At 45.2% G+C, this 20,983-nt stretch carries 25 protein-coding genes and 1 pseudogene; 12 read left to right on the forward strand and 14 right to left on the reverse strand.

Annotated features, from left to right (window positions below):
- Together H6F77_RS24430 and recR are read left to right on the forward strand one after the other, a co-directional pair.
- Positions 1 to 351, forward strand: a pseudogene (locus H6F77_RS24430) (photosystem II q(b) protein); the annotation flags it as partial.
- A 262-nt stretch (positions 352 to 613) separates the two neighbouring features.
- Positions 614 to 1,231 carry a recombination mediator RecR gene (recR, locus tag H6F77_RS24435; protein WP_190491547.1) on the forward strand — a complete coding sequence of 206 codons (618 nt, stop codon included), beginning with the start codon at positions 614 to 616 and terminating at the stop codon, positions 1,229 to 1,231.
- Between the two features lie 140 nt (positions 1,232 to 1,371).
- Here recR and H6F77_RS24440 read toward each other — a convergent pair whose 3' ends face one another.
- Positions 1,372 to 2,001: a response regulator gene (locus H6F77_RS24440; RefSeq protein ID WP_190491526.1), complete on the reverse strand. Its 630-nt coding sequence runs from the start codon at positions 1,999 to 2,001 to the stop codon at positions 1,372 to 1,374.
- A gap of 445 nt (positions 2,002 to 2,446) precedes the next feature.
- On the opposite strand from H6F77_RS24440, the gene lipA reads away from it, so the two are divergent.
- Positions 2,447 to 3,364, forward strand: coding sequence for a lipoyl synthase (lipA, locus tag H6F77_RS24445; RefSeq protein WP_190491548.1), 918 nt, complete (start codon positions 2,447 to 2,449; stop codon positions 3,362 to 3,364).
- 187 nt (positions 3,365 to 3,551) lie between these two features.
- Entirely contained in the window at positions 3,552 to 3,698 is a 147-nt protein-coding gene (locus tag H6F77_RS24450) for a photosystem I protein PsaX (RefSeq protein WP_190491527.1), read from the forward strand.
- Between the two features lie 127 nt (positions 3,699 to 3,825).
- Here the strand turns inward: H6F77_RS24450 and H6F77_RS24455 are convergent, their stop codons facing one another.
- Positions 3,826 to 4,692 (reverse strand): branched-chain amino acid ABC transporter permease, encoded by an 867-nt coding sequence (locus H6F77_RS24455; RefSeq protein ID WP_190491528.1) that lies wholly within the window; start codon positions 4,690 to 4,692, stop codon positions 3,826 to 3,828.
- Between the two features lie 232 nt (positions 4,693 to 4,924).
- On the opposite strand from H6F77_RS24455, the gene H6F77_RS24460 reads away from it, so the two are divergent.
- Positions 4,925 to 5,356: a hypothetical protein gene (locus H6F77_RS24460; protein WP_190491529.1), complete on the forward strand. Its 432-nt coding sequence runs from the start codon at positions 4,925 to 4,927 to the stop codon at positions 5,354 to 5,356.
- Between the two features lie 66 nt (positions 5,357 to 5,422).
- On the opposite strand, the gene H6F77_RS24465 is transcribed toward H6F77_RS24460, so the two are convergent.
- On the reverse strand, positions 5,423 to 5,641 hold the full coding sequence (locus H6F77_RS24465) for a hypothetical protein (RefSeq protein WP_190491530.1): 219 nt from the start codon (positions 5,639 to 5,641) through the stop codon (positions 5,423 to 5,425).
- 38 nt (positions 5,642 to 5,679) lie between these two features.
- Positions 5,680 to 5,862, reverse strand: a complete 183-nt coding sequence (locus tag H6F77_RS24470; RefSeq protein ID WP_309228917.1) for a PCP reductase family protein — start codon at positions 5,860 to 5,862, stop codon at positions 5,680 to 5,682.
- 287 nt (positions 5,863 to 6,149) lie between these two features.
- Between H6F77_RS24470 and H6F77_RS24475 the strand changes: the two genes are divergently transcribed.
- The 4 genes from H6F77_RS24475 to H6F77_RS24490 all read left to right on the forward strand — a co-directional run bounded on the left by H6F77_RS24475 (position 6,150) and on the right by H6F77_RS24490 (position 10,387).
- Complete coding sequence (locus H6F77_RS24475) at positions 6,150 to 6,344, forward strand: heavy-metal-associated domain-containing protein (RefSeq protein ID WP_190491531.1); 195 nt, start codon at positions 6,150 to 6,152, stop codon at positions 6,342 to 6,344.
- 105 nt (positions 6,345 to 6,449) lie between these two features.
- Complete coding sequence (locus H6F77_RS24480; protein ID WP_190491532.1) at positions 6,450 to 6,965, forward strand: cupredoxin domain-containing protein; 516 nt, start codon at positions 6,450 to 6,452, stop codon at positions 6,963 to 6,965.
- Positions 6,966 to 7,104: 139 nt separating this feature from the next.
- Positions 7,105 to 9,390, forward strand: a complete 2,286-nt coding sequence (locus H6F77_RS24485) for a heavy metal translocating P-type ATPase (RefSeq protein WP_190491533.1) — start codon at positions 7,105 to 7,107, stop codon at positions 9,388 to 9,390.
- A 91-nt stretch (positions 9,391 to 9,481) separates the two neighbouring features.
- On the forward strand, positions 9,482 to 10,387 hold the full coding sequence (locus tag H6F77_RS24490; protein WP_190491534.1) for a DUF8832 domain-containing protein: 906 nt from the start codon (positions 9,482 to 9,484) through the stop codon (positions 10,385 to 10,387).
- A gap of 107 nt (positions 10,388 to 10,494) precedes the next feature.
- Here H6F77_RS24490 and H6F77_RS24495 read toward each other — a convergent pair whose 3' ends face one another.
- Positions 10,495 to 11,385, reverse strand: a complete 891-nt coding sequence (locus H6F77_RS24495) for a carbohydrate ABC transporter permease (RefSeq protein WP_190491535.1) — start codon at positions 11,383 to 11,385, stop codon at positions 10,495 to 10,497.
- A 91-nt stretch (positions 11,386 to 11,476) separates the two neighbouring features.
- On the opposite strand from H6F77_RS24495, the gene H6F77_RS24500 reads away from it, so the two are divergent.
- From H6F77_RS24500 to purN, 3 genes are all read left to right on the forward strand, one after another.
- On the forward strand, positions 11,477 to 12,016 hold the full coding sequence (locus H6F77_RS24500) for a type IV pilin-like G/H family protein (RefSeq protein WP_190491536.1): 540 nt from the start codon (positions 11,477 to 11,479) through the stop codon (positions 12,014 to 12,016).
- 98 nt (positions 12,017 to 12,114) lie between these two features.
- A complete protein-coding gene (locus H6F77_RS24505) occupies positions 12,115 to 12,699 on the forward strand; it encodes a GNAT family N-acetyltransferase (RefSeq protein ID WP_199321534.1) in 585 nt (194 codons plus the stop codon).
- A gap of 52 nt (positions 12,700 to 12,751) precedes the next feature.
- Positions 12,752 to 13,417: a phosphoribosylglycinamide formyltransferase gene (gene purN, locus H6F77_RS24510; protein WP_190491537.1), complete on the forward strand. Its 666-nt coding sequence runs from the start codon at positions 12,752 to 12,754 to the stop codon at positions 13,415 to 13,417.
- On the opposite strand, the gene H6F77_RS24515 is transcribed toward purN, so the two are convergent.
- From H6F77_RS24515 to H6F77_RS24555, 9 genes are all read right to left on the reverse strand, one after another.
- A complete protein-coding gene (locus tag H6F77_RS24515; RefSeq protein WP_190491538.1) occupies positions 13,414 to 14,052 on the reverse strand; it encodes an HAD family hydrolase in 639 nt (212 codons plus the stop codon). The two genes, purN and H6F77_RS24515, sit on opposite strands and share 4 nt — an antisense overlap.
- 22 nt (positions 14,053 to 14,074) lie before the next feature.
- On the reverse strand, positions 14,075 to 15,598 hold the full coding sequence (locus H6F77_RS24520; protein ID WP_190491539.1) for a glycosyltransferase family protein: 1,524 nt from the start codon (positions 15,596 to 15,598) through the stop codon (positions 14,075 to 14,077).
- A gap of 38 nt (positions 15,599 to 15,636) precedes the next feature.
- Positions 15,637 to 16,560, reverse strand: coding sequence for a decaprenyl-phosphate phosphoribosyltransferase (locus tag H6F77_RS24525; protein ID WP_190491540.1), 924 nt, complete (start codon positions 16,558 to 16,560; stop codon positions 15,637 to 15,639).
- Between the two features lie 744 nt (positions 16,561 to 17,304).
- Positions 17,305 to 17,910 (reverse strand): tetratricopeptide repeat protein, encoded by a 606-nt coding sequence (locus tag H6F77_RS24530; RefSeq protein ID WP_190491541.1) that lies wholly within the window; start codon positions 17,908 to 17,910, stop codon positions 17,305 to 17,307.
- Positions 17,911 to 17,985: 75 nt separating this feature from the next.
- A complete protein-coding gene (locus H6F77_RS24535) occupies positions 17,986 to 18,564 on the reverse strand; it encodes a CPBP family intramembrane glutamic endopeptidase (protein ID WP_190491542.1) in 579 nt (192 codons plus the stop codon).
- Between the two features lie 4 nt (positions 18,565 to 18,568).
- Entirely contained in the window at positions 18,569 to 19,630 is a 1,062-nt protein-coding gene (locus H6F77_RS24540) for a DUF3326 domain-containing protein (RefSeq protein ID WP_190491543.1), read from the reverse strand.
- Entirely contained in the window at positions 19,627 to 19,821 is a 195-nt protein-coding gene (locus H6F77_RS24545; RefSeq protein ID WP_190491544.1) for a DUF8621 family protein, read from the reverse strand. The genes H6F77_RS24540 and H6F77_RS24545 overlap by 4 nt, the downstream gene beginning before the upstream one ends.
- A gap of 9 nt (positions 19,822 to 19,830) precedes the next feature.
- Complete coding sequence (locus H6F77_RS24550; RefSeq protein WP_190491545.1) at positions 19,831 to 20,157, reverse strand: 2Fe-2S iron-sulfur cluster-binding protein; 327 nt, start codon at positions 20,155 to 20,157, stop codon at positions 19,831 to 19,833.
- A 262-nt stretch (positions 20,158 to 20,419) separates the two neighbouring features.
- On the reverse strand, positions 20,420 to 20,644 hold the full coding sequence (locus tag H6F77_RS24555) for a hypothetical protein (protein ID WP_190491546.1): 225 nt from the start codon (positions 20,642 to 20,644) through the stop codon (positions 20,420 to 20,422).
- Positions 20,645 to 20,983: the final 339 nt, after the last annotated feature.

The following is a 20,983-nucleotide window of genomic DNA, read 5'->3' on the forward strand; positions in this document are numbered from 1 at the left end:
ACCTACAACATCGTTGCAGCACACGGCTACTTCGGTCGCTTGATATTCCAATACGCTTCTTTCAACAACAGCCGTTCCTTGCACTTCTTCTTGGGTGCATGGCCAGTAATCGGTATCTGGTTTACTTCATTGGGCATCAGCACGATGGCGTTTAACCTCAACGGCTTCAACTTCAACCAGTCTGTCATCGACAGCACCGGTCGCGTCATCAACACTTGGGCTGACGTAATCAACCGCGCTAACTTGGGTATGGAAGTAATGCACGAGCGCAACGCTCACAACTTCCCTCTCGACTTGGCTGCTGGCGAGGCAACTCCAGTTGCTCTTCAAGCTCCAGTCATCAATGGTTAATCTCTTAGAGACCCAATAAATGGCCGTCTCTAAAAGATAAAAAAAGCGCTCCTACGGGGGCGCTTTTTTATTTTGTGGTCTATAATATTATTTAATTGTATAAAAATTGTTTTTGGTTATAGCAGGTTTAATTTGGATGCACTTCAACGAATTAGGGGATATGGTAAAGTATCTTAAATACCTATCAGGGTTTGAATTCTTGGGGTGTGCGTGGGTGTGTAACAATCCCTATGAGGGATTGAAATAGGATAGTGATGAAGTTATACACGCTGGGAGAAGGACAACGGTTTACACACGACCATTAGCTCGTTTAATTGAGCAATTGCAAAAATTGCCGGGAGTTGGCCCTAAAACTGCCCAAAGACTGGCGTTGCATATTTTAAAGCGATCGCCCGAAGAAGTAGAAGCACTAGCGCAAGCCTTAGTTGAAGCGAAAAAGCAAGTCGGCGTATGTCAGGTATGCTTTCACCTTGCAGCCGAGCCTGTCTGCGAAATCTGTCGCTCTCCCAATCGCGACAACAGCATGATTTGCGTCGTGGCTGACTCCCGCGATGTCATAGCGCTGGAAAAAACACGCGAATATAGTGGCAAGTATCACGTACTGGGAGGAGTGATTTCGCCGATGGATGGCATTGGCCCAGATCAGCTCCATATCCAACAGTTAGTAAGGCGCGTCAGCAAGCCGGATATTAAAGAAGCGATCATCGCCATCAGCCCCAGCGTTGAAGGCGAAACTACAACACTCTATGTGGGACAGCTGATCAAACCTTTTACCCGCGTAACTCGCATCGCTTTTGGTTTACCTATGGGCGGCGATTTGGAATATGCCGATGAAGTTACATTAGCGCGAGCCTTAGAAGGACGCCGAGAGTTAGATTAGCCGCTAAATAGCGTCTTAGCAGTCCTTTATATCTGTCGAAGCTAAAAACTTATTGGTGGTAAGGTGGGCACTACCTGCCCACCTTAATAGCAGCCTCGCACAATTATTAACAAAGTACCATCAGTTATTTCAACAGGTTTCTACTTTAACTTCTGCTTGATGAAAGCTAAAATTTGAGCCACCTGTTGCTTTAATTTGTCAATTTCCCCTGGCATTGCCCCCACTTGAGCTAACTGTTTCTTCAAGCCATCAATTTCAGCCTGCATCTTGGCAATCTTCTCATTGAATTCCTGCATTTCTGCTGGTGCGGCGGCTGGTGCGGCGGCTGGTGCGGCGGCTGGTGCGGCGGCTGGTGCGGCGACAGGTGCAGGCGCTGCTACCAGTGGTGGCATAAGTTTCCTTTTAGCCATTGCTGATTTGATGGCTGCAATCAGCTGCTTCTGGTCGAATGGCTTTGAGACAAATTCAAAATATTTAAACGGTTCTGGAATTTTCTCCGTAACCTCTTCTTTGCGACCTGACATCAAAACTAGAGGAATTTTCCTGATCTCAGCGTGATTTTCAATCTCCTGAAAAACTTCCCAACCACTCTTTTTAGGCAGCAGAAAATCTAGCATGATCAGGTTTGGATGTTCCTGGTGGATCAGATTCATTCCTTCTTGACCATCTTGTGCTTCCAATACTTCAAAGTTACCCTGCGGTAACATATCTCGTACTGTCCTCCTGATGACTCTGCTGTCATCAATAACCAGGATTTTGTGACTTGCCACTATTGACTCCTTCGGTAGTGATTTTTAGAAAAACTACTATTTTGTTAAACGACTGCTGCATGGGTTCAGATTAAGAACAAAAGCGACTGGCAGAAAAACTGGCTCTAGCGTTCATACACTATTGATAATTAACAACGTGTAGCAAAAGCGTATCTACATACTCTCCTATGATGTTCTATACCAGAAGACGATAAACCAGGTTTCTGCCACAATACAGAATCATTAGCCTGCGAGCAGGCTGCCACAATTTTTCGCTTGACATTCTCAACCGTCTGCATCGCTGACATAAATCTGAACCGCAAGCTGCGATTTGTGCATGATTCTAGATTAATCCGCTCTGGCCTTAATGGACAAAATGCTTCGTCAGAAGAAGATTGCCGATCAAATGCTTTAAGATTTGTATCATATTAAGTCTCACTATCGCGCTAAGGTCGCGATCGCGCTTATGGATGGGCCTTTCACAACCGGGTCATATGCTTCTCCCCTGCGGTCAGAAGTTGAGGCGCTGCCGCAGTGGTTGCGCCGCCCCATCGGGAAAGCTAGCGACATATCGACTGTACAGCGAATTATCAAACAACGTCAAATACACACAATTTGTGAAGAAGGTCGGTGTCCCAACCGTAGCGAATGCTATTCCCAGAAGACAGCAACTTTTTTGCTAATGGGGCCAGTATGCACCCGTGCCTGTGCTTTTTGTCAAGTAGATAAAGGCCACGCACCGTTGCCTCTAGACTCTGAAGAACCGCGTCATGTGGCGGAGTCCGTGCATCTGTTGGGGTTGCGCTATGTGGTGCTGACTTCTGTAGCGAGAGATGATTTGCCAGATGGGGGAGCAAGCTGGTTTGCAGCGACTATGGAGGCGGTGCGACAGATGAATCCACAGACTCAAATTGAAGTATTGACGCCAGATTTTTGGGGTGGTGTGGATGCGGTGAACAAACAGCGCGATCGCATTGCTACCGTAGTAAATGCTAAACCAGCTTGTTACAACCACAATGTTGAGACGGTGCAGCGGTTGCAAGGTCGCGTGCGTCGGGGAGCGCAATACGAGCGATCGCTCGATGTCCTCCGCATTGTCAAACAGCTAGATTCAACAATTGCCACAAAATCCGGGTTGATGCTAGGACACGGAGAAACAGAAGCAGAAGTCATTGCGACAATGGCGGATTTGCGGAATGCTCTATGCGATCGCCTCACCCTCGGTCAGTATATGCGCCCGTCGCTAGAACACCTAAGCGTACAAAAATACTGGACGCCCGAAGAATTTGACCGATTGGGAGCGATCGCGCGGGACATGGGCTTCGCTCACGTCCGTTCTGGCCCTCTAGTACGCAGTTCCTACCATGCGGGTGAGAGTGAATAGGCATCAAACCCATCTAGTCATTTGAGTCAATAGGCAATTCGGTAGATTGATTCATCATCTAAACGGTACAGCACTCAAAATTCCTCATAAAGATTGAACTAATATAAATCTTTCTATCGGGTCGTGCTAAGGGGGATCGCTATTTGGTATTTCTTAGAAAGTCAACAAAATTAGGAGTAATAGCCTTATGAGTGCTGCTCAAGCCAAAAAACCGACTGGTTCTGTGCCCAAAACGAGTAACCCGCCTTATCCCTTCCGCACGATCGTTTTACTCATCCTGTTAGCTGGTAACTTCCTGGTTGCAGGGATCTATTTCCACCTGATCAATCCCTAGTTCAGGTAAAAGGCGTCTTAAAGGCAAAAGGCAAAAGAAATAGAGAAGATAAAGCTTCTCTTAATTTTGCCTTTAGCTCGGATGCGCGATCGCGGCTGACACTGAAAGCTTTTTACTTTTGCCCTATCTACATGGTTCCCTTGAACAAGCCTTGGGGACGGACGAGCAGCATTAAGACCATGATTAACAGGGCGACACCCTGTTTGTATTCTGGCTTCAGCAGGATAACGCTCACTTCTTGGGCTACACCAATGACCATAGCACCCGCGATCGCGCCGTAAGGGTTGCCAATTCCGCCGAGAATGACGGAAGCAAACATCGGCAAAATTAAAAACCAACCCATGTTAGGGCGCACCGCCGCGATCAGCCCGTACATGGCTCCCCCCAATGCAGTAAGAGTCCCAGCGATCGTCCACGTCCAAAGCACCACCCGCTCAACTTTGATGCCTGAAACGCGAGCAAGGTCAAGATCGTCCGCTACAGCCCGCATTGCCTTGCCGATTTTGGTGTTCTGCAATAGGAAGTGCAGCCCCAAAACAGCCAGAACCGTCAACCCCATAACAATCAACCGATAGTAAGCAACTTTGATTCCCAGGATGTCGATGGCTGGGGCAATCGGTAAGTTATAGGACTGGTTGTTACCCCCCCAAATGAGGATGATGCCATTGCGGAGAAATAAGGCTAGTCCAATAGAGATGATTGTCAGCGTAGTAGAGCTAGCGCGGCGATCGCGCATTTGTTTCCAAATCAGCGCTTCGCACAGCAGCATGGCTCCCACTGTTGCCACAACTGCGATAATCATCGAGAGCCAGATATTCACTCCACTTATATTGGCTGCCCACGTGATATATGCTCCCAGCGTCATAAAGTCGCCGTGAGCAAAGTTGGACAACCGCAAAATGCCATAAGTCAGCGTCAGCCCGATTGCTGCCAAGGCAATAATACTGCCTACGGCAATGCCATTGACAATGTATTGAACAGTTTGTAGATCCATTTCCTTGACTCTCTAGTTGACTGGAGACTTGATTTTAGTAATTGAAACAATCATCTTGGTTTTTGTCATTACACTACAACTAAAAATTACCCAGATGGATTGTGTTGGTGGCTCCAGATAGGATAAATCAAACTTAGGGGCAGGTTTTCGCCGTTCCTGGTTATCCAGCCGTCTGGCGGTAAGATAATCTCAAGTTCAGGCTCGCTCACCCCCGTCAGGGGAAAAATTAAAGATGCAGAAGTTGGGCAAAAAATTATCTCTCGCGTTTGCTGCTGGAGCTTTGGGAGGATTGGTTAATAGTCTTGCCGTCTGGCTCTTTGGCGTTTTGGGTATAACTGCTGCGTTGGGTGTGAAGATTGCACCCGATTTTACCCCAGCTTGGCTTTATCCTCGCATCGTCTGGGGCGGTTTATGGGGATTTTTATTTCTCATATCTTTTCTGAGGTACGGCTATTTGTGGCGAGGAATTTTGTATAGCCTTGCCCCTACACTGGCGCAATTGTTGATTGTATTTCCCGTTAAAGCTAATCAAGGCTTGATGGGGTTAAAGCTGGGAGTTTTGACGCCTTTTTTAGTCTTATTTTTTAATGCAATCTGGGGAATTACTACAAGTTTGTGGTTAAAGTTTATTGAGGAAAAACGGTATCCAGCCAACAGCGATTAAACAAGCGATATTTTTGGGAAATCAAAGCGATCGCCTATCCTAGTTATCCGTTTGCTCCGATACTTTTTATAGCTTTGCTCCGGTGATAAATTTTCGACCTTGTTGCACCGCTGCGGCGACAGAATTAAAGCTGCCGCGATAGCGAAGCGCTGCTGCGAAGCGCAGATCGCCCATTTTTTCCCCAACAGGACTAAAAGCCTGGAAGCGGTAGCTGCTAATGTCACTAAAGATTATCAGCAGCCAACCCTCGAAGGTTTCTAAATAGTGGAGTGTTTCCCTATTCATGGCGTGCGTCTAGCTAGCGAGTAGCGCGATCGCGCCTATTAACTAAACTTTTTCTTTGCTTGTTCGTAAAGCTCTACACTAATCCTCATTTGCCCAGCGTCTCGCGCAAACTGTTCAATTTTCTTTCTAGCTGCGGGACGGACAAAAAAAGGAATCTCTTTCAGTTTGGCTTCCGCTTCCGGCGTCCATTGCACCGCATCTGGTTGGTTAGGATTACTCACAGAATTTGTCTCTCAAAATAACAGTGGATCGAGTCGCTAGCGGTAGGGATGGGGCGATCTGAACCACAATATTACCCTCCAACGACTCGTTTTTGACTTTATATCGTTTCTCCGGGTCTATCTCACTATGCCAGGAATATCCACCAGTTGCTAGCAGCAGGGTTTCTGGAAGCTGCTGCTTTTGGCAAAAATATTAACTTTTGTAAATAAGCTTGACTCTCCAGTGTACTGGAGTTTTTAGTCTGGGATTATCAAGAACCCCTCAAGGGAGTTACAAGGAGAAAAATATGACACTACAACTAAAAGTTCCTAGCATGGCGTGTTCGGCTTGTGCAGCCACGATTACCAAAGCAGTGACGGCGATAGATCCAGGCGCGGTGGTAGACGCTGACACCAAAACGAAAATCGTGAAGGTGGAAACGCAACAGGGGGAGACAGCAGTAAGGGAAGCGATCGCCAGCGCTGGATATCCAGTTGCGTAGATAGAGGAGTGGGGAGTTGGGGATAGCGATCGCAGCAGTACCGACATCAACCCCATCTTCCAAACTCCAGCTAGCGCCAAAAACTAGAAGGATGTGAAGTTAATTATGAACATCAAAAGCAAAGTTTGGAGCAATATTATCGGGTTGGGGTTGTTGTTGGGAATCGCAACAGACGCAACAGCTACCGAACTGCCACCCAGCCATACAAATCAATTTCAACAAATTGAGCAACCCGTAAGCCTAAAAGTAGGCGTCACGTTAGCAGGTTTAGGGCTAATTGGTTTAGAACTATGGTGGTTTCTGCTAAGTAAAACCGCCGCTAAAAAAGCAGAGTCTCGCGAGGGAATTCAGGAAATGAAAATTACAGTCAACGGTGGTTATGAACCCAATCGAGTTGTGGTTCAAGCAGGTCAACCTGTACGCCTCAACTTTTTCCGCCAAGATCCCAGCAGTTGTTTAGAAAAAGTATTGTTCCCTGATTTTCGTATTGCTGCCGACTTGCCCCTAAATCAAGATATATCCGTAGAATTCACGCCAGAGAAACCAGGCGAATATCAATTTAACTGCGGCATGAATATGGTTCGAGGTGTAGTCGAAGTACAGGCGGATGTTCCGTCGTAGGTTGATGCTGAATTGCTTGATGCTAGCGATTATATCAATTCAGTGTAATCGCTGCGCTTATAACAAATCGTCACCCCTTATTAGTTATTAACTTGTTTATTAAGAGCATTAATAACTAATTGCAAAGGAGAAAGAAAACATGGAAACCAACTATCTACGATTAAAAGGCATGAGCTGTGCTGCTTGTGCTTCCAACATTGAACAAGCTATCCAATCTGTTTCTGGAGTTCTTGAGTGCAACGTTAACTTTGGCATGGAACAGGCTACTGTTAAATATAATCCCCAGCAAACAACTTTAGATGAAATAAGCGGTGCTGTAGCTGATGCTGGTTATACAGCAGAACCGCTTAAAGATTTCGGAACTGGAGAAGATGATAGCGAGCAAGCACCCCGGCGCCAAGAACAGCAAGATTTGACGCGCAAAGTCGCATTTAGTACAGCCATTAGTCTTGTATTAGTCATCGGTTCGCTGCCAGCAATGACGGGGCTGCACATACCTTTAATTCCCATATGGCTGCATAATAATTGGGTGCAGTTGGTGCTAACAACGCCAGTGCTATTTTGGTGCGGTAAATCCTTTTTTACAGGGGCATGGAAAGCGCTAAAGCGTCACGCGGCAGATATGAACGCGCTGATTGCGCTGGGTACGGGGGCAGCTTATTTGTATTCGCTAGTTGCTACTGTTTTGCCTGGATTATTTGTGCGAACGCAAGGCCATTCTTTACAACCAGCGGTATATTACGAAACAGCTGCGGTTGTGATTACCTTGATTTTGCTGGGGCGGCTTTTAGAAAATCGCGCTAAGGGGCAAACGTCAGCAGCAATTCGTAAATTGATGGGGCTACAAGCCAAAACTGCAAGGGTAATTCGTGGCGTACAAGAAATTGATGTGCCGATTGCAGAAGTTGTAGTTGGTGATGTTATTTTGGTGCGTCCGGGTGAAAAAATTCCCGTTGATGGTGAGGTAATAGAAGGCGCTTCCAGTGTAGATGAAGCAATGGTTACTGGCGAAAGTTTGCCCTCTAAGAAACAGCCAGGGGATGAAGTAATTGGGGCAACAATTAATAAGACTGGCAGCTTTAAATTTAGAGCATTACGAGTAGGACGCGATACAGTTTTGGCGCAAATTGTCAATCTGGTTCAACAAGCTCAAAGTGCTAAAGCCCCTATCCAGAAATTAGCAGATCGGGTTACGGCGTGGTTTGTGCCTGTTGTAATAGCGATCGCGATCGCTACCTTCGTAATCTGGTTTGATATTATGGGCAACCCAACAATGGCTTTAATCGCAACAGTTGGCGTGCTGATTATTGCTTGTCCTTGTGCGTTGGGTTTAGCTACTCCCACCTCAGTTATGGTGGGAACAGGTAAAGGTGCAGAAAACGGCATCCTTATTAAAGGTGCAGATACTCTTGAACTAGCTCAGAAAATCCAGACTATCGTATTAGATAAAACTGGTACGCTGACTCAAGGTAAGCCGACTGTAACTGACTTTGTTACTTTACGCGGAACGGCTAATGGTAATGAGCTAAAACTTCTAAGTTTAGCCGCATCAGTTGAGCGTAATTCCGAACATCCTTTAGCTGAAGCTGTCGTTAAATATGCTCAATCTCAACAAGTAGAACTGACAACAGCTAAAAACTTTGAAGCGATCGCGGGTAGCGGCGTTCAAGGTATAGTTTTAGACAGACTTGTACAAATCGGAACCCAGCAGTGGATGGATGAGTTAAAGATTGATACTCTATCCTTACAAGGGCAAAAAGTTGCATGGGAAGGTGCTGGTAAAACGGCGATATGGATTGCTGTCGATGGAGAAATTCATGGTTTGATGGGTATTGCTGATGCTCTTAAACCTTCTTCAGCCGAAGCCGTAAAAGCACTTAAAAAATTAGGCTTGCAGGTGGTTATGCTAACAGGAGATAATCGCGAAACAGCAGAAGCGATCGCGCAGGAAGTTGGGATCGCAAAAGTCTTTGCAGAAGTACGTCCCGACCAAAAAGCAGCAATTATCAAATCTCTCCAGTTAGGTGAGAAGAATAAAAATTCAAAAGCGATTGTGGCAATGGTTGGAGATGGTATTAACGACGCGCCAGCACTTGCACAAGCTGATGTAGGGATAGCAATAGGAACTGGAACGGATGTAGCGATCGCAGCTAGCGACATCACTTTAATTTCTGGAGATTTGCTAGGAATTGTCACGGCTATTCAACTAAGCCGCGCCACTATGCAGAATATTCGCCAAAATCTGTTTTTTGCCTTTATCTACAATGTGGCTGGTATTCCCATTGCAGCTGGAATTCTCTACCCTATATTTGGTTTGTTACTCGACCCCGCGATCGCAGGTGCGGCGATGGCACTTTCTTCGATTTCTGTCGTCACAAATGCTCTGCGTTTGCGTAATTTTCGCCCTTCATTCAACAGGTTGTAAGGTGGGGAATGACCGCCAACGCAACTCAATTAAAGTAAGGTGGGCATTGCCCACCCTACTGCTAACAAATAACAACTACCAATCAAAGAACATGAATCGTTTTCTTACTTGTATTGCTATAAGCGCCACCTTGGTTCTAAGTCAATCTTGCTCATCATTTAAATCAGAACAGACAGCGGAAGCTAATTCTGACCCTCATACTGGACATTCGATGCCTGGAATGAAACCAACAGCGGAAGAGCATAATCACTCTCATGGTGGGCATTCAATGCATGACATGAAATCGGGAGAAACGACTGCTGTAAGTGAAGCTAAACTTGCTGTAAAAAATGATATCAAACCGCAGCGTCCTACTCTTTTGGGTATCAATATTCAGGATAAGAATGGAAAAGCGATCGCTAAGTTTGACACTTTCCAAGAAAAACTCATGCACCTAATTGTTGTTAGCGACGATCTCCAGTTTTTCGACCACATCCATCCCACCTACAAGCAGAACGGACGCTTTGAAGTAGACGCTACTTTTCCTAAACCTGGTAGTTATACCCTTTTCAGCGATTACAAACCATCTGGGCAAAAAGAACAAGTTTCCGCGCTGAAAACTCAGGTTCCTGGTAAAACTAATTCATCAGCCGCGACAGCCGATCTGAATCGTAGCAAGACTTTCGGAGACACAAAAGTAAATCTGACATTATCCAGGCCTACAATTAAAGCAGGCGAAGAAGTCATGCTGATGTTTGATTTACGAGACGCTTCTAAGAATCAACCCCTTACAGACTTGCAGCCATATTTGGGAGAAAAAGGGCATTTAGTTATTTTGCGACAGACACCAACATTGACAGCAACAGATTATATTCATGCCCATGCGATGGCGGATGCCCATAGTGGAATGGTGCATTTTATGACACAGTTCCCTCAACCGGGCAAATATAAACTTTGGGGTCAATTTAATCGCAATGGGAAGATTGTTACCGCTGATTTCTGGGTGAATGTTGTCTAGATTTTTTTAGAAATCTCATACAACAAGAAAGATAAAACCCGCGATCGCTCCTAATTTTATCGCGGGTTTTGTTTGTAGTAAGTTTCGCCTCTGCGCCAGGATAATCCCTAACCCTCTTCACCCCAAACTCGTAACTGTAAATAAACCAGCAACAGCGCCACAGCTAATAGAACTGTGGCTGCTGCTGCTGCATAACCAAAATCAAATTGGGCAAATGCTTGGTCGTAAATATAATAAACCAGCAAGTTAGTTGAGTTTAATGGCCCGCCGCCAGTAATAACATAAACTTGCTCGAAACTCCGCAGCGTAAAAATAGCTGTAGTCACGGTGGCAAACACCAAAGTAGGTTGCAATCCTGGCAGGGTAATATACCAGAATTGCTGCCAGAAATTAGCCCCATCTAACTCCGCTGCTTCATAACGATTTTGTGGTATCGCTTGCAGTCCAGCTAAAAATACCACTAAGTTGAAACCCAACTGTTTCCAAATACTTAATAAAATTAAAACTGGCATCGCCCAAGTAGTATCTCCCAGCCAAGAAATTGGTTGAATTCCGATAAAATTTATAACGGCATTAACTGGCCCTTCTGTTTGAAATAGCCAGCGGAATCCTAATCCCGCTGCGACCAAACTGACGATAGAGGGAATAAAATAGGCTGTTCGCAAAAATCCTCGCAGGGCAATAGATTGATTTAATAAAACTGCCAGCCCCAAAGGAATAACCAAACTGGGAAGAATTGTGGCGACGGTGAAATAAACTGTATTACCGATAACTTGCCAGAAGTCGGGGGTGAGGACTAAGCGCAAATAGTTTTTTAAGCCTATCCATCGGATACCCTCCAAGGTAAAGCTACCAGCAGTGAAGCTGAGGTAAAAAAGATAGGCAATCGGCCAGAGGAGAAACAGACCGAGTAATATAAGTGCTGGTGCTAGAAAGATCCAAGCTGCGATCGCATCATTATCAAGCAGCTGGCTACGAGATAAGCGAGAGGTTTTCATGGAAAGGCGGGATTCCAGTTGAATTGCGGCGTCAACCTATTTTACTGCTCTTGTACTGCTAAAATCCTGTTATCTCCTAGCTCCTACCTCCATGAGCAACACTCTCCTAAACTTTCGCCAGCTCCGAATTTCTAGAAAATTAATTGTATCCAGTTTATTTATAGGGCTGGTTGGTGGACTCATACCTTCTGTAAATGCCCAGCCAACAACACAATTAGCTCAAGTTGGTGCTTTTCAGAATCAAGCAAATAAGGCGCGAGAAGCTGAAGGCAGAAACTACACGGGTGCTATGGCTCGCGCCCAACAAGCTTATTTCCTTGAACAAAACAAATTTGCCACAACCATCGAACAGCTGGGCGTAGGTATTCAGCCAGATACAGCAAATTATCGCTTGCGGATTTTACCCCAAGGCAACGGTACTCAGCGCGTGATGATGACTGCTACAGCCAAACGTCCTGGAATCAGAAGCTATACAAGTGCATTGTTTGTAGTCAAAGATAAAGGTGAAAATATGACCTTTGCTGGTGTGTGCGGAACTGCACAACCCTCATCCACGCCTCCTAAAATGCCAGCAGCTCCCAAAAATGGCTCGACGCGAATTCAATGTCCCTCTGGTTCCGTTCCACTATAAAGTTGTGGTTTAAATGCGAAGAAAATAATACTTAAAGCCAAAATCATTAATTCATATTGATGTTAAGGGTGCAGTGCTTTTGAAGCCATAATTTTTTTATGGAGCTAGGAAACTTGGAAGTGCAAGTTGCAGATATATTTGAAGATTTGCCAGTTATAGAAACTGACCGCTTGCTACTGCGAAAAATGCAGATGGGGGATGCTTCTGATGTTTTTGAGTATGCTTCAGACCCAAAAGTTCTTCACTACGCAATTTGGCCAGCTCATAAGTCAATTGAAGACAGCAAGCTTTTCATTAACTCGGTGATGGATAAGCTACGAAAATATCAAGTTCTTCGCTGGGGTATTGTTCACAAAGCAGATATGAAGTTAATCGGGACAGTTGCTTTGTTTAACTGGATTCGCAAGCATGGGTGGGCAGAGATTGGTTATGCACTGTCGAGCAAGTATTGGGGTTGCGGATATATGACAGAAGCAGTGGTAGCAGCGATCGCATTTGGCTTTGACACTATGAAACTAAATCGCATTCATGGTAAATGCAAAGTTTCAAATCTCGCTTCGGCGCGGGTGATGGAGAAAGCCGGGATGAAGTTTGATGGACTTTTACGGCAACATAAATTTGAAAAGGGTCTGTATCACGACCTAAAAGTTTATTCTATTCTTAAGTCAGAATTATCTTTGTAAACTACTTAACTTGGAGCGATCGCTCTAACTATTTATTGCAAAACCAAATGTCATGACACAATTATCTGCACCACCTAATTCTACTCCCAGTCTAATTTCTCCATTTGTTAATGTAGATCGCGCTAATTCGGACGCGCCTTTGAAGTTAGGAATTTTAGCTTCTGGAAGCGGCAGTAATTTTGAAGCCGTCGCACAGGCGATAAACGATGGAAATCTCAACGCCCAAATTCAAGTCTTAATTTACAACAATCCGGGTATTAAGGCGGCTGCACGCGCTGAAAAATGGGGCGTCCCATCTGTTCTTCTCAATCACAGAAACTTCCAGAGTAGAGAAGACTTAGATCGACAAATTGTGCAAACTTTGCAGCAATATGAGGTCGATTGGGTAATCATGGCAGGCTGGATGCGAGTTGTTACTCAGGTTTTAGTTGATGCCTTCCCCAACCAAATTATTAATATTCACCCCAGCTTACTGCCTAGTTTCCCCGGTATTCGTGCAGTCGAACAAGCGATCGCGGCTGGAGTTAAAATAGCTGGTTGCACTGTTCATTTAGTATGCTTGGAAGTTGACAGCGGCCCAATTTTAATGCAAGCAGCTGTACCCGTTTTGCCTGATGATACAGCTGAGAGTTTGCACGCGAAAATTCAAGTTCAAGAACACATAATTTTACCCAGAGCGATCGCTCTGGCAGCGGCTCGAACTCAAATTTCTAGTTAATATGGTTTAACCAGTTCCTCAAAGGTTCGGTAGTAGCCATATTTGGCAGCAGCAATCAGCTCGCGATCGCCTTTAGTGTCACCGTAAGCGTACAAGCAATACCCGCTCAAATCCCCCAAAAACCCTTTGAGGCGCTCTACTTTTTCTGGCCCATAGCAATTCTTGCCTAGAAGCCGCCCCGTCACAACACCATCTTCAATTTCTAGTTGCGTCGCCAGTACCTTGGTAAAGCCCATCGTCTGCGCCCAAGGTATTAAATAAGCCTCTAAAGAAGCGCTGATCAATATCAACTGATGTCCTTGTTTTTGATGCCATCGCAGACGCTCTACCGCTTCAGGGCGCAGCAGCAGCGGTATATTTTCTCGTGCAAAACTTTGTGCTACCTCGTTGAGTTTTTCCTCGGTCCAGCCGCGTAACAAGTAAGTTATTAAAGTTTGCTTTGCCTGCCAATTCGGTATCTTGCCCAAAGCAAACCTCATCAGCATCGGACTCAACACTACCATTGCCCGCCGCAGTTGGAATTCCCCTACAGCTCTAGCTAGGAAAGGTAAAAAAGAATCTCTTCGGGTGAGAGTTCCATCAAAATCAAAAGCTGCTACGACTGGTTGTGCTGATTGTCGCAAAGTTTTGCTCATAGCTTTTTTGCTTTCTAATACTTTATGGAGCAGTGCTTCTTCGATAAACCTGTAAAGTATAGTCTTCCATCCTAGAACGGATACCCTTGCCAGTGTTATCCCATTTCCCTCCTACCCTAGTTAGTACCTTTTCTAAGGTATTAGGGTTAATAATCATCACTGTTATCTTCTCTTTTTCGGGTATCGAAGGGAATAGCGAAGACTCTGTATAGTTGGGGAGCATAACAGTAGCTCCTGTCTTTTTGGCTGCATAGTAGGCCGAGTAATCAGACAACACCCAATCATCTTTTGTGATGTTATTTTCTACAAGAGCTTCAACCGCTGGATAATCTATACTTTCCCCCCTAGACGCTGCCGCAGCCAAGCGTCTAGGCAAACCCATCAAACAGACAAGCACTAGAGCTACTACGATTAGCCAGTGCAGACCATTTTTTCTGTTAAACTTCCATTCATCAAAAGTTGCAAAGATACAAATCAGGAGGGGAATCAACGCCATCCATACATAGTAAATGGGATATTTCCCTAAAAAGAAAACGCCTATGGGAACGCAGAAACTTGTTGCTAGCCCAAAGGAAAGTGGCGATCTAAATTTTAATTTACCTTTTCGATATTGATAAATAGCTATCCCAATTGCTAAAGCGAGTAATATGGGAAAACTGTATTCGCGAAAGAATACTAATAATACATCTTTATATTCAGCTATGTGTTTAGTTTTCTTCAATACAATCGCTTGTCCCAATTTACCCGTAACTGAATGATGCGCTCCCATCGTCGAGATAATAAAGCCCTTCAAGGCGCCATTTGTGAAATAGAGAGTCAACATAAAGATGACTCCCATAATTGCACCAATGGCTAGAGAAATGCATTCTCTTACAAATGAACGTCTTAGGTAAAATAGCAGCAGGCTACAAAATATGACTGAAAATGCTGCCAGATGCAGTCCTGCCATTGGCAAAAAGATGGCAATACAGGCTAGGAGAGTGCAGCGTAGCCAAGGGTGTGTCACTGAAAAGGCAAGTAGGGCAGCTGCACAAACAAGAATGGTAGTGCTATCGTAACGTCCAGTGCGATAACTGAAGAAAACAGCGTCTGATAAGAGTAATATACCTATCAATCCCACTCGCCTAATCGACGAAGTGACTAAATTGAGTCTGATTACAGCTAACCAAATTGCTATCGCTGAAATAATAGTCAGAACATAGTTGAGCGAGCGTGCGGCGAGAACGCTAAATCCAAACAAGTGCATCCAGGCTGCAAGCAAGATGGAATAAAGCGGTGCGTTTCCTGCCCAAAATTCATCTTTGGTTTGAAATTCCCATGCTGTGGATGTGAACCCGTTGCCAAAGTACAAATTAGCTGCTGGATCGGTGAACATCACCTCATCATGAGCCACAATGGGATATACCAAATAGGTATTAATATTAAATAACAAGAAAACAACGAAAATTGCAATTAAAAATAATGCTTCCCAGCCATAATCTTTAATTAAACCAAAGCCGTTGAAAAAGGCTCTTTTTTCCTGGTGCGATATTTGTGGTTGGCTCATATCCTCAGTTTCTAACTTATTAAGTATTTTTTTATTGCTTAGGCAATAATTTTATTCTGTTTAAGCAATAAAATAATAAATATTGCTATCACCCAAGACAGAACGGTAAATAGGAGCGGTATATCTGTTAATAAAACTTCTTCCGGGCGCTCGCTCTGGCCTCCTTGTTCAAGTTTTGTGTCGCTTTTACGGGAAATTTCTTGTGGATCGCTGAGTAATTGATAGCGAAAGATGCCATACAAGACAAACGGCAAGGTAAGTAGCATCCAAGGTGTTGATGCTCCCTGCACTTGTGGGCCAGAACTCCAAAGAGCATAGCTCATGACGGCTCCTGTCGTCACTACGCTCTCCATACGAGTGAGGAGGGGCATAGAGTAACGTTTGAGTACAGAACGAGGTTTGCCACCGCGAATTTGAAACAGCCGCAGTTCAGCTTTGCGCTTTTCTACACCTAGAAATAATGCCAGCAGGGCGGTACACAGGACAAACCAGGGGGAGAGGCGAATGTTAGTTGCGGCAGCGCCTGCATAGGCTCTAAGTACAAATCCAGCGGCGATCGCAATAATGTCTAAAATTACTGTCCGCTTCAGACGCAGGTTGTAGGCAATTTGCAGCAGTGCATAGCCCGTTAGGGTGGCTCCCAAAGCCATACTTCTTAACCAGCCAATGGTTATAGCGCCTCCCAACAGTACCACTGCCATGCCAATGGCTACCGGAATACTAACCTTTCCCGCAGCAATCGGGCGCTGGCACTTGATGGGATGGCGACGGTCAGATTCAGCGTCGGCAATGTCATTAAGTAAGTAGAAACCACTAGAAGCGCAACAAAACAACGCAAATGCTAGCAAGCAGCCTAGCAAAGACTGCATCTCGATACTAAAACCAAATAATGGTGCTGCAAAGACAACCAGGTTTTTCGTCCACTGTTTAGGTCTTAGAGCTGCTAGGTAAGGAGAACCCACTTTGTTTACCTGTTCCTATTTTCCTGGATGTAATGGTAGCTTTTCAGTTTTAACTTAAGTTTTACCAAATTGCTAATTTATTTTCTCAAATTTATAAAATTAAGTGTATTTCCGGATACACCTATCTGGGCAAAACGCCACAAACGTCACCTTCAACCCTAGCAAAGCTGTTCGTAATGCTCAACCTTCTGCTCTATCCCCTGAGATATTAGTATAAACCGTCCCCTGCATACTGCTTGTATCTAGCAATTTTTTAGACTGATTTCTTGCCAATTAATTATCATAAGGCAACTAGCTTAAGAATATCCTTAGTAGGATTTTATGTATGCTCACTAATAAAGCTATCTATGCGGCTCGTCTTTATGTAATTTTTAAATATATATAGTCAAACTTTTACCTATTTTTTACAATAGCTTTTCCTTACTCTATTTAATTACCAAAACTTTTTTGCATAAAATTTAGTTGATATTTACCCTAAATCGTTATATTGAAAACTTATTTAAGTAACTTTATTTTTAAGCAAATCCCCCGACAGCAGCTATATTACTATTACAACGACAGGATAATACGCAACAGGGCACTTTGGGCCTGCGCCCACCTCACTAAAATTGCCACGAGAAATCTAGAACAGCCCTCGTCCCTCTCAAAGTGCTGCCCGCATTTTGGGTAATGATGAATTTACGAACGCCGGGGCGATCGCATCTGTTCCACTAAGGCTGCTTCACAACGTCCGCCCAGATTCGTTTAAACTATCAGCTCATCATGTTGCAGAACACTTAACTCAGACAACTCAGATCCGAAACCAGTTTCACCGCTAATCTTATCGAGGGCAGCAGCGCGATCGCCGCTTGTTTGAGCAATCTCTAAAACTTGCCGATATAACTGCCGTGCCTTGTTATTCTGGCCGATATTTTCGTAAACTTGGCCCATATTGAACAAAGTGCGCCATTCACCATTTGTATTGCCAATCTCAGTGTTAATGGCTAAGGCTTGCTCTAAAAATTCCAAGGCGACATCGTTCAGGTTTAACCGTGAATAAACCATACCAATGTTATTGAGCGATCGCCCAATGGCTGAAGAGTCGCCAATTTCTTTGTAAATCGCCAATGCTTTTTGGAATTTCTCCAAGGCTGCTGTATACCCCTCTTCCTCGAACTCACCCATAGCTTCTCGGTGCAGCCGTTCCGCCTCAACTTTGCGCTCCAAGGGAGAACGGCGATTGAGGGCATTTCTTTCTGGTGTCTGTGCCAGTGCCGGGGAGAGTCCCAGCGGTGTACCTGGCATCTGAGCGTACACAGAGAGGGCCAAAGCTGTAGCGATCGCAGTAGAGCGGTTCAAACGAAGGCGCATTATGACTGACCTTTAGGCTAGCTATCTAGTATATTGTCTTTAAAAAGTCCTAGAAAGTGCCAAGTAGCGATCGCACTACTCCCCCCATTTCCACAAACAACTGGAAACTATGTTCGTGACAATGTGAGCGACAATTGGCACTAACAAATTTCCTGTTAGTAAGGCGCTAAACCCCAGCAACAATCCCACAGTTGTCGCCCAAACTACATAAGGCCACTGTTTTTTGCCGCTAAGGTGCATAACGCCAAAGCAAAAACTAGATAAAACGACACCAACGGAGTTAAATCCTAAAGCAGGCAGCATCACGCCCCGAAACAGCAATTCTTCGCTCAATCCCGGCAGCAGCCCCAGCCATATTAAGTCTGGCCACAACAGGGGTTTAAGTACCAACGCCAAATAATAATCTGCGCTATGCCGATAACCAGGCCAAATGCGATAGACAACAGAACTGGCGGCGGTGACTCCTAGCCCTAAGCCCACCCCTAAGAGTAGCTCCATCGCTGTCCAGCGCAAGGGTACGAGGGATATGGAACCAAATTGCATCCACAGCCTGGCGACTACCAGCAAGACCACCGCTGTCACGCCCATCGCAATCAAAACTTGGGTGCGCGTTAAAGGATCGATTTCGGGATTTTCAGGGAACTGTTTGGCCACTGGTTTAAGATAAGCAATGCAAGGACGAGATAGCTGGAGTAAGAGCCGTTGGGTTAATACCTGCTTGATGGGCTACTAAGACGCCCAATGCCTCTAAATAAGAGTTTACCCGCAATGCTTTGATCCCTAACTGTTCAGGAGGAACTTGCATCTGGGTTTGATTTTCCTCGACTGCGATAATCTGCACCTGTTTCTGGCTCAAGCTGAGTATTGCACTACCGCCGCAGGCTGTTGCTGGTACAACGACTGCATCGACTTGAGAAGCCCATACATCGTCTGGCTGACTTTTAGCTGATTGCGCGGTTAGAAATTGTGGTGCGCGGCTGAGTCCTACCAAAACGCAGGGTAAGAAGGTATAGCCCAATTCTTCAGCAGCAGAACGGGGAGATAAATTTCGGTCGATGGGGAGGGGAGATAGTGCGGGTGCGTGGGCGCAGGGAATTTGGAATGTCCGCACGATCAGATGACTTATTACGGCTTCTGCACCTGCAACAGGGTCTACACCTTGTCCTTGGCGATAATTTTCTAGGGCGATCGCGTCTGTTTCTTCGGGGAAACGCGCAACAACTGCGATCGCTTCAGCCCTAGCTTTTTTAATTAGCACATCTGCTGCTCGTAGCAAGCTATCGGGATTTTTAATAGTCCCCCAGCTAGCTCCTGATGCTGCTGTTTGCAATTCCACGAGCAACGGGGCATCTGTTATTACATAGTCGGTTAGATTCAGCCCCAGTGTGGCTCTTGTGGCATCAGCTGCCTGGATGTGCCGTAACCGCAGTTCTGGTTCAATGCCCGCATCGAGAATTAAACCGACGCGGTTTTGATGTACCGGGCGCAGTCCCCAACACGATGCAGCAAATTTGTCAAGTCCGTAGCCTTCAACATAGAAAGCATTGGGCAAATTCCAGTAGAGTTGGGCACCGTTGAGGACGTTGGGGTGGGTAATGAGGCGATCGCATATTTGGGCGATCGCTCTGGCGACAGGCAAGGCATCCCCAGCATAACCACCTATAGACGCCCCAACCCCAGTAGGAACAATCAAGACAACCGTGTAAGGACGCTGATTCACGCCGATGCTGTTGCGTCAGATTCTACTGTGACGACTGCTTCAACAGAAACTTTCTGCTGTTTTGCATCAACGCTTGTAATAGCCCAGCGTAGAGGTTCCCCGCGTTTTTCCAACTCTGCTTCAATTGCTTGATTAAGCTCAAGCGGCGATTCTTGGAGGTCAATTTCTGCGGTTATGAAGTGGGTTGTCATAATTTCTTGCTATTTCTTCTGAAACTGACCAAATTGTAGCTCGTACAGTTCGTCTTCTTTCTCACTTTCAATTTTCAAGTTGGAGCGAGGATAAGCGACGCAGAGCAACGCATAGCCTTGTGCCTGAAGTTCTGGACTAACGCCCATGCCATCGCCTTGATCGACAGATCCTTCTAGGATTTTAGCCGCACAGGTAGTACAGACACCAGCATTACAGGAACTTGGTAGTTCTAACCCAACTGCACCAGCAGCTTGAAGAATTTGTTTATCTTCTGGCACTTCTATAGTGTGGGTGGTGCCTTGGTGATGAATTTCAACGGTGTAAGTCTTGGACATAGAGAGGTGGCTTAGGTACACTTCCCCAGCGCGAATGCTTATAACAATTTCGGCGGGGCGGACGAGATTCCATATTACATCAGTTGGGCTTTAATACAGCGCTAACATTTACTTGCCATTTGTTATTAGCGATTAGCGATTTTCCTCAAATAAATGCAAAAAAAATGCTGGAGCGATCGCTCCAGCATTTTGAATTCTCTCTACTGTTTGGAATTTTAATAAGTTTGGCTTCTATTCATTTTGAAAGAAGCCAAACACTAGGTCATAATGAGTTTCTTCTATATTTGCCAGTGAGCTTTTCTTCCCCACTTGAATATAAGCCTAACAGGGCTAAAAAAACTTTGCTTCCGTGAAACCACCGACGTTTCAATTCACAAAAAAAGGCATCCGTGCGATCGCGGACGGCTTCACCCACTAAAGTAGGCTGGGGGTTAAGTTGCAGGATTTGAGGGGCCAGATCGCCGCTGTCTGGCTTTGCTGTAATCACCTTACTGATAGTGCCTAGCAAGTAGGGTCGGCAGTGCCCACCTCCTAACCTCGCTTTTACGCAAAATCTACGTCCCAGTTTATGAGCATCCTAAAATTTGGCTAATAGCATATATTAAGGCTGGAGCTGCAATTGTTGAAGAAGCAGCAGTATCAGCCTCACCAGTCAATGTCCCCATAGTTGCTACTGTTTCCGTAATTTCAGCTCGGGAAGTAATTAGTCCTACTATAGCGTTTCTCAAGTGGGTGAGGAACAATAGCAGCAATGAGTAAACCAGTTGTACATATCTAGCTCGTCAATTTGCTCGAAGGCAGTTGAAATGGCCTCCGCCAGCGATTG

The sequence above is a fragment of the Microcoleus sp. FACHB-831 genome (genome assembly GCF_014695585.1).
GTDB lineage: Bacteria > Cyanobacteriota > Cyanobacteriia > Cyanobacteriales > FACHB-T130 > FACHB-831.